This window comes from Streptomyces tyrfis, from assembly GCF_037034285.1.
GTDB lineage: Bacteria > Actinomycetota > Actinomycetes > Streptomycetales > Streptomycetaceae > Streptomyces.
The window spans coordinates 23506-34628 of the sequence record NZ_JBAGJZ010000028.1 but is presented as its reverse complement, the minus strand read 5'-3'; the positions used below and the strand labels follow the sequence as shown (position 1 = coordinate 34628).

Sequence of the window (11123 nt, the reverse complement as noted above, 5' to 3'; positions counted from 1 at the left end):
GTATGAGCGACGGCGCCCCGTCGCCCGCCGCTGAGGGAACGCCCCGGCCCGCGCCGCATACGGTGCTGGAGGAGTTCGGCGAGAGGTTCCTGCTCCGGTCCTCCGCCGACCGCCGCACCTGGGTGCCGGAGCTGGCCCGGAGCCTTCCCGCCGATCCGGAGCGTCCGGTCGTGGTGGTCGACGTCGCCCCGGAGGCGGCCGGGAACCTGGGCGAGGAACTGGGCGGCCTGCTGGCCAGGCTCCGCGACGAACGACGGTCGGCGGCCCGGCTGGTGATGTCGGGCGCGGCGGCTCCGGCGGGCGGCCGCGCGCCACTGGCGCAGCGACTGGCGGACGCCTGGGAACTGGAGCTGGAGGCCCCCGACGCCCCCGCCGTGCTCGTTCCCGGCGGCGGCCTGTACGTGGCCGAGCCGGCCACTCCGGCGGGCGGCTGGTGGCGGTTCGGGCCGGGCGCGGAGCCCGAGGCGCTGGGCACGCGCATCCCCGCCCCCCGATGGCAGCGGGCGCTGACCCGGGTGCCGCTGGGCGAGCTGGGCGGGTGCACGGTCCAGCAGATTCCCGCCGGGCTGCTGGTACGCACCACGGGGTCGGCCCCGCCGAGCCCCGGCGACCCGGCGTTCGCGGCGGTCGTCCATCCGGACCGGCTGACCGTGCTGGTGGGCGCGGCCCGCGCCGGGCGGGTGCCGGCCGACGACCTGGCCACGCTGCTGGCCGGGCTGCCCGCGGAGCTGCGCAGGTCGGTCCGGCTCGCCCCCGGCGACGGACGGGACCTGTTGCCGCTCGCGGAGTCGGCAGCCGATCTGCTGGGCATGGACGTCGAGGTCTGCACGGGGCTGCCGCTCGCCGGGACGGGCGGCGGCTCCTCCCGGTACTCGGAGTCGGTGCTGCTGACGACGGCCGAGGGCGACTCCACCTGGCCCGCGCTGCTCGCTTCGGTGATCTGCTCACCCGCCGAACCGGACGGCCGGCGCCCCTCCCCCCGTCCCGCGCACTGGCTGCTGCCGGAAACCGCCGGGACGGCCGTTCCGGAGCCCGCCGCGCTGCGCCTGCCGGACGGCAGCCACGCCGTGGCGGTGCGGGCGGGGCTGTGGATCGGTGAAACCCCCTCCCCGCCCGCCGGGTTCCGGGGCCGCGCCGCCGATGCCCGGGCCGCCCGCGTCGAGGTGGACCCGTCCCTGACCGCCGACGCCGCGAGCCGGGCCCGTCTGCTGGAGAACCTGTCGGAGCTGCTGACCGGACTGGACGACGGGGTACGGGAGTACGCGGAGCTCCGCGCCCCGGCGGGGGCGGACCCGGAGACCGTGGCGGAGCTGCGCCGTTTCGCGGTACGTAGCGGCCTCACCTTCGCCTCGGCGTCCTCCGGCGTCGAGGCCGGTGTCGCGACCGGTGTCGAGAGCAGCGCCAGGGCGGGCGCCGAGGCCGGAACCGGAGCAGCCCCCGGGCCCGCCCGCCCAGCCGGGGAGCCGGCCTCCACGCCCTCGGCAGGCGCGACCGCCCCGGCGGAACGGGCCGCCGCACCGGCTGTCACCGAGTCCGGCACGCCCGTACCCGCCGCCACCGCGACGCGGTCCACGCCCGACGGCCGGGCCGCCACGCCCGCCATCGCCTCCACGAGCGGCGCCGCCGTCGGGGAAGCGGCCGTCACCGGCCCCCGGGCCGCCACGAATCCGGCGAACGCGACCGCCACTGCCACGGCGGCTGCCGCCACCACGACTGCCACTGCCACTGCCACTGCCACTGCCACTGCCACCAGCGTCGGTGCCGGCAAGGGCAACAAAGGCGAGGGCGAGGGCACAAGCGGCCGCACGGCCGCCGCCGAGCCGGACTCCGCCGCACCCGCGCCACCCGCCGCGCGGCCGGTCGCCACCTCGGCCGCCGCGCCCGGCACGGGGCGCCCCGGCACCCCCGCATCGGCCCCCGCCGCACCGGCCGCCCGGCCCACGCCCGCGCCCGCGCCCGACGAGGGAAATGCCGCCGCCTGGCCCCAGGGCCGTACCGCCGCGCGGACCCCGGTGCCCCCGGTGCCCCGGGTGGCCGCCCGTCCGGCCCGCCCCCGCACCGCCGTTCCCGCTCCGGGCGCGGTGAGCGACGAGACGGACCGGGCCGCGTTCCGGGAACTGGCCTCCGCCGTCTGGGAGGAGCACTCCGGTCCGGTGAACCAGGCGCTCATCCGGCTGCCCGGCCTGCGCGGCCCGGCCGAGGACGCCGCGCGCGCCGACCTGATCGCCGTGCACCTCTATCTCACCTCGCCGCCCGACGGCCCGTTCGGCGCGCTCGCGCTGGCCGCCGAAGCGGGCGAACTGCGCCCGTACGCCGTCTGCCTGGCCTCCGGGCTGGGCCGTCTGCCGGCGCTGCGCGGAACCCTGGTGCGCGCGGTGCCGGGTCCGGACGTCCCGGACGACGCCGTTCCCGGGGCGGTCCTGTACGCGGACGCGCCGCTCGACGTCGTCCATCTGGAAGCGAGGAACGCCCCGGTGCCGCCGCCCGGGCACGTCCGCTTCGCCGTCCGCCCGCTCACCGCCCGCCGCACCTCGGTGCTGACGCGCGACGGGAACGGGACGACGGCGCTGTTCGCCCCGGGCACCGGATTCGCCGTGCTGGCCAGGCACGAGGCGGACGGCGACCTGCCGGCCCGGGTCCTGCTGGCCGAAGTGCCGTCGGGGGCGGCCCCGTTCCGGCCGCCCTCCGACGAGGCGGTCGCCCGGCTGGACACCGCCGCCCGCCGCACCCCCCTGGCGACGGACCCGCCGTGGCCCGCGCGCTGCACCGGCCCGCTCCACTCCGTGCCGGACGGCCGCTGAGCGGCCCGCCCGGCTTCGTTCCCCCTCCGAGTCCCCAGAGAGGCACGACATGGCAACCAGCGAGTCCGCCCCGCAAGGCGAGAACACCGGCGCCTCCGGCCCACCGGTCCGACGCGCGGCAGCGCTTGCGGTGCTGACCGAGGAACCGGCCCAGGGCCTGTTCCCGGCGTCGGCGCCCGCCGCGAAGGCGGCGTCATCGGCGGCGGTCACCGCGACCGCCGCCGCGACCGCCACCGCCACCGCGTCCTCCCCGGGCACCGCCGCCGAACCCGCCGCCGCGGAGGACCCGGCGGAGCGGGAACGGGAGTCCGCCGAAACCGCGAAGAACGCCGGGAGCGCGGACCCGGTCTCCGGTACGACCACGGCCGCGGCGGGCGCGCGGGCCGGCGGCGCGCCGGAGGGCGCCCCGGAGGTCCGGGCCGAGAAGGGGACGGACGGCGAGGCCGGGAGCGCGGCGCGGGGCGAGGCCGGGCCGGGGACGGCGAAGAGCGCGTCGGGCAGGGCGGACGCCGAGGCGGAGCTCGCGGCGTCCGCACGGCCCGCCACCGCCTCCCGCCGCACCGCCGGCCTGCCGCTCGGGCGGCCCGGCAAGCCCATGATCGCTGCGGCCGTGGTCGGCGGGCTCGTCCTGATCGGGGTGCCGTTCCTGATATCGGGACCCGACGAGAAGCCCGGCCCGGTCGCCGCCGACGTCCCCGCCGGAAGCCCGATGGGCCCGGGCGGCTCCGGCCCCGGCATCGTGCCGGGCGAGCAGCGCGCCCCCGACTCCGGCTCGCTCGAGAAGAGCGGCAAGCACGGCGGATCCGGTCTGACGGGCCCCGCGGGCAAGGGGGCCGTCGACGCCCCCGGCGGCATCCACGAGGGCGGCGGGGTGGAGGCGAAGGGCGGGTCCGGCAGTGCCGCGCCCGGCTCCGAGGACGCGGCCCGCACCGCGAAGGACGGCTCCACCGCCACCGGCACGAAGAGCAAGACCGGCACCGGGACCGGGACCGGGACCGGCAAGACCGTCGCGGACAAGGCCGCCTCCGGCACCACCGCGTCCGGCTCGGGTTCCGGCTCGGGGTCCGGCACCACCCAGAAGACCGTCGCGCAGTCGACCGTGGTGTACACGGGCGTCACCGGCCGGGGCTGCGCCACCCCCTCCGGCGGCGGCTACCAGCGGGACAACTTCTTCACCGACGGCAGCGACGGCTGGTACGCCCGCTCCTCCGGGGGCTGGACCGGCGACGGCTGCAACGGCAGCTACGACTCCGTCCCGATGTCCGGCGACGTCAACACCGACATGCAGAGCCGCGTCAAGTGGTGGTGGAGCCCCGGCAGCAAGGCCCGCACCTGCCAGATCTCCGTGTACATCCCGAACAGCACCAGCACGCTGTACGTGGGCGGGCACCCCACCACATATCACGTGCTCGTGAACGCCAACGACCGCACGACCAAGTACGACAGCTTCACCATCAACCAGGTCGGCCACCGCGGGCAGTGGGTCAACGCGGGCACCTTCGCCATGAAGGGCACGACGATCGGCGTCAAGCTCCTCGACCGGGGCGACGACTGGTCCAAGGGCTGGGAGAAGGCCCACCACGCCGCCGCCCAGATGCGGGCCACCTGCCGTTCCTGACCTCCGCCGCCCGACGGCCCGGCTCCCGGCCGGCCGTCGGACGGGAGCCCCGGGGCGCGACATCCGACGCCGCCCCGGGACCCCGCCGGCTCAGCGGACCCCGACGGCCGCCAGGGCGCGCCGCTGGGCGGGGGTCGGGTGGGCCGGGAAGTAGAGGTAGCAGACCCCGCCGGTGCCGGAGACCACCTTGCCGCTCGCGTTGTAGCGCTTGGTGCGCAGCCGGGCGGCCGGTACGGGCTGGGTCAGGCGGCGCCGGGCTCCTCCAGCGCCACCACGACCATCACCGGAAGATCGGCGTCCTGCTGGACCACACCGGCGGTCAGGATCCGGCCGCCGAGGGTCCACTTCTTCACCGCGATGAATTCGTCCTTGTCCGCCGCGGTCTGTTCGGCCTCGACGAGGTGGCGGGCGAGAGAGGATTCCTCGATCTCGGGGAGGAAGGCGGCCAATGCCTGCTCTCCCTGCTCGTAGACGGCTTCCAGGTCGTCGAAGTAGCCCGACTCGTCGACGTCGCGGATCCAGACGGCGAACGAGACGCTGACCGCCCCACTGGTGAACGTCTGGATCCAGCCTCCGACGCCTTCCTTGTCCCACGACGTCTCCACGCCGTCGCGGGCCTTGCCTCCGGGCGTCCACTCCTGGGCCGTGAACCGCGCCGCCGCACCTTCGGCGGTCAGCGGGGCGATGTCCCTGAGCTCTTCCAGCATTGCGATCACTGCAGCCATGAACTCATTCCACTCATGCCGTTGCCGGGCACGTGATACGCCCTCAGCTGCCCGCTGGCATACGCCTCGGGGAAGGCCTTGGACAGCACTTCGTTCACATGCGCGGCACCCCATTCATTGGACACCATATAGCGGACCCCCTTGCCTCCGAGATCCTCGTTGAGGGCGAGCAGCTTGTCGGTCTGTGTGGTGAGCCGGCTCTCGTCGTAATACTTGAAATCGGGGTTGTACGGGGATTTCTCCCATTCACCCAGGTTTTCACCGCCGGTCCACTTCGCCTCCGTGATCCAGCCGTCCCGCGGGCCACCGTCGACGTGGACCTCCCGGCCGTCCGGCAGGATCCACTGCTGCTCATAGCTCTGGTCGGTGACGAGCCGCTGGTACCGGAACGACGGGCGTTCGAGCAGCTTGTCCGTCAGCCAGCCCAGACCTTTGAACTGCGAGTACGGCGACAGGCCGAGGGGGTCGCAGACGGTGAACGGGTTGTGCACATAGGCGACCGGATTCGGCGCGGGACCGAGGCCGAGGGGATCCGGAGAGGTGTAGCGACCGGTCTCCGGGTCGTAGTGGCGGAAGAGGTTGTAGTGGAGGCCGGTCTCCGGGTCGTAGTACTGGCCGGGGAAGCGCAGCGGGGTGTAGGCCGTGCTGGAGCGGGCCCAGGCTGTGGTGCCCCAGAGGGTGCTCCTGGCGCGCCAGGCTGTTTCGCCGGACTCGTCGACCAGTTCGGTGGGCGTTCCCACGAGGTCGGTGGCGATGGCGAAGAACCGGCGGTCGATCTCCTCCTGACGGCTGTCCGGGGTGAGGAGGCGTTCTGTCTGGGACAGCGGCATCAGGCCGCGGTGGTCCCAGGTGAGGGCGACCACGTGTGGCAGGCCCGGTGTGTGGACCGTCTGTTCGCACAGGGTCGTGCCATCCCAGGAGAAGCGGACCTCCTCTGCGACCTTCTCGCCGTCGTCGGCGAGGCGCTGTTTTGCGGTGCGGCGCCCCAGGGGGTCGTAGAGATAGCGCCAGCGGGTGCCGTCGGGGGTGACCACGGCGGCAAGGCGGTCCTCCGCGTCCCATTCGTAGCGCCAGGTGTCGGGCTTGCGTGACAGACGGGTCTTCTGGCGTAAGGTCACGCGGCCGAGGGCGTCGTGTTCGAAGCGGACGTTGCCGGCTCTGGTGAGGGAGGTTCCGGTGTAGGAGCGAGGGCCAGTGGCGTCGTGGCCGGGGTGGGAGTCTGGCCAGGAGGCCAGCGTCTGGTTGCCGGCGGCGTCGTAGGCGTAGCGCTCGATCCACCCTTCCGCGTGGACGGCGGTGACCCGGCCGGCGGCGTCCAGATCGAGGGTGCGGGAGCCTGCAAGGGCGTCGGTTATGGAGGTGAGATGGCCATCGGCGCGGTGCGCGTAGTGACGGTGGTTGAGGGAACGGCCCCCGATCGTCAGGTGCTGGGCGCAGATCCTTCCGGCCTCGTCCCAGGCGGAGGCCAGGGTGAGGGTTCCGCCGAAGACGCGCTCGAGTTCCCGGCCGGCCGCGTCGTGGGTGAAGGCGATCTCGCGGCCGCCGCTGGTTATTCGGGCGGCGCGGCCGGCGGCGTCGTAGCCGTACTCGGTGATCGCGCCGGTGGGGGTTATGCGGCGGGCCCGGCGGCCCAGGGTGTCGTAGGCGTAGTTCATGGCGCGGCCGTCGACGATTTCGGTCTTGGTCCGCCCACGCCGGTCGTACGCGTAGACGATCTCGCTGTCCGGTCCGGCCACGTGCAGCAGCCGTCCGGCCCGGTCGTACGCGTAGGTGGTCACCTTGCCCGCCACGTCCTTGCTGACCGCTTGGCCGAGCTGGTCGTAGATATAGGACACGGTCCGGCCGAATGCGTCGGACCGGGCGGTGAGCTGCCCGGCTGCGTCGTACCGGTTGGTGAGGGTGCGGCCGTCGAAGTCTGTCTCGGAAGCGAGCCGGCCGGCGGCGTCGTACGTGTAGGACCAGGTGCCGTGCGGGCCGGTGACCCGGGTCAGCCGCAGGTCCGCGTCGTGCTCGAACGTGTGGCGGGCGCCGTCGGGCCCGGTGCGGGTGGTGAGCAGGTCGAAGTGCGCGTAGTCGAAGCGGGACATCCCGCCGGCCAGTCCGGTATGGGTGAGGGGGTTACCCTCGCCGTCGTATGTCCACGACTCGGTGGCGCCGTCCGGGGCGACACGGCGGGCGAGATTGCCGTCCTCGTCCAGGGTGACCCGGGTGACGTTGCCCACCGGGTCGGTGGTACGCACGATCCGGCCCAAGGCGTCGCGTTCCAGGAGAGTGGTGCCGCCGGCCGGGTCGGTCACTGCCACCGGCAGCCCCGCGGCGTCGCAGCGCACGGTGGTGGTGGCGCCGAGGGCGTCGGTGACGGTGGTCAGCCTGCCCCGGCCGTCATAGGCGTACCGGGTGGTGGTCCCGGCCGGGTCGGTGACTGCGGTGCGGTTGCCGTGCTCGTCGAATTCCTGGAGCCAGCGGGCGCCGTCCGGTCCGTGGAACTCCGTGGACAATCCGGACGGGTCGCGCACGGTGCGCAGTTCGCTGCCGTCGGGGCGGGTGACGGCGAGCAGCCGGCCGTCCTCGTCGTGGGTGAAGGCGGTGATGCGGCCCAGAGGATCGGTGCGGCTCAGGGTGTTGCCGCGGGCGTCATAGCTGAAGCGGGTGGTGTGGCCGAGCGGATCGGTGGTGGCCACCACCCGGCAGTGGCGATCGATCCGGTGCCGGGTCGTGTGCCCGCCGGCCGTGGTGAGGCTGGTGGTGCGAAGACCGGTCTCCGGATCGGATTCGGTGTAGCTGAGGGTGATCTGGATGTGGCCGGCCTGACCGCCTTCGGCGATGACGCGGTCGCGGTCGTCGTAGGTGTAGTCGTAGCGGCTGTTGTTGGAGTCGATCCATGCGGTGACGCGGCGGCGGTCGTCGTAGACGAAGGCGGTGGTGGCGCCGGACGGTTTGACGACGGCGGCGAGGTTGCCGTCGTCATAGCCGTAGCGCATCAGAGGCAGGTCCGCCGCGTTCTTCCCTGCTCCCGCCAGGGACAGGGCCGTGACCCGGCCGTCGCTCACCGCGACGGCCACCCGGCGGCCCGCGGAGCAGGTCAGGGCGAGCGGGGTTCCGTTTTCGGTGCGTTCCACGGCCCACCAGTTGCCGTGGCGGTCTTCGACCCGGTCCAGCCAGGCGTCGCCGTCCGGTTCGCTGTCGGCCGGGGCGGTGAAGTGCCGGACCAGTCCCGTGCCGGGATCGGTGACGGTGTAATCGCCGTCCGAATCACGGGCCAGCAGCGTGCGGGCGGTCCCGGACTCCGGATTGGTCGGGGCGCCTGGGGCGGGGTGCGGATAGGGGATCAGGAGACCGTCGGTGGTGACGTGGACGACGCCGGCCGCGTCGATCTCCAGGCGCTCGTCGACGGTGGAGGTCCAAGAGGGGCCGAGGAACCGGCCTGCCACCAGGCCGGACTCGGTGCGGCGGGTGAAGACCAGCGGCAGGGTTCCCGGCAGCACCAGATCGGTCTGGGGCAGGAACATTCGTCCCGAGGCGAGATCGACCGGGTCGGTGCCGGCGACGACGCGGTGCCCGTCGGGACGGTTGTGAGTGCCGCGGGGAACGCGGTCGAGCAGCCTGCGGACCCGGGAGGCCTTTGCCATGTCCGCGGCGAGACGGACACCCTTGACGGCGGACCCGCCACCACCGGTGGCCGCGGTCAGGGCCGCGTCGGGCAGCAGCCGACCGAACCCTTCTGCAGGGTCCTTCATGAAGTCGCCGATCACCTGCTTGCCGGTACCGACCGGGTCGTTGGCGGCGACCACCAGGCCGGCGGCAAGACTGTTGAGGCTGGTGGCGTACTCGGCGGGATGAGTGAGGTTGTACGGGTCCAGCGGATTGACTCCCCGGACGAAGTTCACCAGCCCCGCAGTGCCCTTGATGACGCCGCCGCCGACGTGGTCGTTGGTGAGCTGCCACTCCTGCAGACCGTCGCTCACTTGTTGTGCGTACGAGGGCTTCTCCGGGGCCATGTCACGGGCGTCGCGGACCGCGGCACGGGCGGTCTCCGCGGCGGTGTTCCGCTGTTCACGGGCCTGGGCAAGGAGTTCCTGCGCGTCCCGCATCAGCGATTTGCCCGGGTCGTCGAAGGTAGGCGCGGGACAGGGCGGCAACGCACCGGGGTCGCGCTTCTCCGGGGCCTGTGCGTTGTAACGGTCCACGGCCTTGTTGTAGTCGTCGATCCGCTTGCGGTGTGCCTCAGCCGCGTCCTGGGAGGCTTTGACGCCCTCCTTCCACACGTCGATCGCCGTCTGCGCCTGGTTCTGCGCCCAGGTGACGGTGTAGGCGAACGCCTCCAGCGCGGCGGCCGCCTTCTCGCAGGCATCGGAGCCGGTGAACCACTTCGGCGGCTGGGTGCTCACCGCGGTGCGCAGCGCGTCGGCCGTCTCACCCTTCAGCCGCGAGGAGTCGAGACCCTTCAACCCGCCGCCGGCATCGTCGAACGCCTTCTGAAAGGACCGGAGTTGCTCCGCAGTGGAATGGATCTTGCTGGGGCTTCCATACACCAGCTTGGTCTTGTCCTCGGTCTGCCCGAGTTCCATCTCCTCGACATCGGCGCCCATCCGGTTCGCCACCGAACGCGACTGTTGCCGCACCCAGTCCGAACCGGATTCCCAGCCCACGTCGTCCAGCCGGTCCGCCGTCCAGTTCCCGGCGTCCTCGACCCGGTTGCCGACCCACTCGACACCGCCCTCGACCGCTTCCTCGACCGAGTCCGGGGTGATGTCCCTGATGAAATCCCCGACGCCCATCTTCAGTCGGCCCCGCCCGTGTTCGGCCCGCCCTCTTGCCGCGCCTGCCGGGCGCGTTCCTCGGGCGACGGCCCGAACGTGTCGTCCACTGCCCGGTCCCACTGGCCGTCACCGATGCCGAGCCCGGTCCTGAGCTTCTCCGACACCTGATCGCCCGCCCCTTCGGTGAGAACGGCGCGGCCGGTGTCCTTCCAGGTCTGCTCCATGTCCTGACCGGCCTTCTCGAACGACTCGGCGCTCCAGTCCGGGTCCAGATAGTCAGGGGTGAGGATGTCACCCCAGTTCTGCTGGGCGATGTCCCCCTCGTCGGCGTGCGGGTTGCCGCCCATCAGGGCGTTGAGGCCGACTTTGAATGAACCCTCGACGTACTGGTCGTGCTCCCACTGGGTGCCCGCCGCCAGCCCGAGACGCTCCGCGAGCGCACTCGCGTCGCTCACCAGGGCCCGTACCCCCCACTCCCACCGCTCGCAGAAATCCTCGAAATCCGCCGACAGTCCGCGATGCCCGGCCTCCATGCCCGTCATGGCCAGACTCGAAAACCCCTTGCCCATCACCGACCCGGTGGCGCCACCGAGTTCGCCGAGTTGATCAATGACCGCGCCCACTCCCTGCGTGAACTTCGCCACCGACTCCTTGTCGAAAGCGAGGTCCGCCCCGTCACCGCTCACGGCCGCTCCCCTCCTCTGCCACGCCGGAGTCGACCGCGACGCCGTCCGGGACGATTCCGGCGACCGGAGGGAAGAACATCGCTCCGTCCTCATCCGCGATGTCCACCGCGAGCCCGGCGGGTTCATCCAAAGCCGACACGATCTCATCCACGATCCGCGCCCCGAGCAGCGCGACGTAGTCCATCGGTCGATCGCCCGGACCGTGGTGCACGGCGAAGCGGGCCAGCGCCGTCTCGTCCGTGAACGCGCAGATCCACCGGACACCGCCCGATCGGGCGCTCCACAGACCAGGCCCGGCCGACGGGACCAGAAGAACCGAACGCCGCATCTCACCCACCAGCGCCCGTGGATCGCCGACTCCCGCCCGTTGCTCGGATATTCGTCGGGCGAGCATCGTCCTCGGCTGTCCCACGGGGTCTCCCTCGTCCTGGTCGGCTGATGGCACCGTAGAACAGAACAAGTATGCGGGTAGGACGTTTCTGACCCGCTGTCGACTCGGCGGGGTCCCGGGGCGGCGGATGCCACGTTCCGGG

Annotated in this window: 6 protein-coding genes; 2 read left to right on the top strand and 4 right to left on the bottom strand. The window is 73.1% G+C overall.

Translation table 11 applies throughout. The features are described from left to right. Positions 1–2: 2 nt before the first annotated feature. Both WA762_RS21575 and WA762_RS21570 read left to right on the top strand, forming a co-directional pair. Complete coding sequence (locus WA762_RS21575; RefSeq protein WP_335937609.1) at positions 3–2801, top strand: hypothetical protein; 2799 nt, start codon at positions 3–5, stop codon at positions 2799–2801. A 49-nt stretch (positions 2802–2850) separates the two neighbouring features. Next, positions 2851–4419: a hypothetical protein gene (locus WA762_RS21570; protein ID WP_335937607.1), complete on the top strand. Its 1569-nt coding sequence runs from the start codon at positions 2851–2853 to the stop codon at positions 4417–4419. Between the two features lie 242 nt (positions 4420–4661). On the opposite strand, the gene WA762_RS21565 is transcribed toward WA762_RS21570, so the two are convergent. The 4 genes from WA762_RS21565 to WA762_RS21550 are packed head-to-tail and all read right to left on the bottom strand — an operon-like array spanning position 4662 to position 10918. After that, positions 4662–5144 carry a hypothetical protein gene (locus WA762_RS21565; protein WP_335937606.1) on the bottom strand — a complete coding sequence of 161 codons (483 nt, stop codon included), beginning with the start codon at positions 5142–5144 and terminating at the stop codon, positions 4662–4664. Next, a complete protein-coding gene (locus WA762_RS21560; protein ID WP_335937604.1) occupies positions 5132–9922 on the bottom strand; it encodes a putative T7SS-secreted protein in 4791 nt (1596 codons plus the stop codon). Before WA762_RS21560 ends, WA762_RS21565 begins: the two co-directional genes overlap by 13 nt. Before the next feature lie 2 nt (positions 9923–9924). After that, positions 9925–10590, bottom strand: coding sequence for a hypothetical protein (locus WA762_RS21555; RefSeq protein WP_335937603.1), 666 nt, complete (start codon positions 10588–10590; stop codon positions 9925–9927). Beyond that, a complete protein-coding gene (locus tag WA762_RS21550) occupies positions 10580–10918 on the bottom strand; it encodes an SseB family protein (protein ID WP_443080647.1) in 339 nt (112 codons plus the stop codon). The genes WA762_RS21555 and WA762_RS21550 overlap by 11 nt, the downstream gene beginning before the upstream one ends. Positions 10919–11123 lie beyond the last annotated feature (205 nt).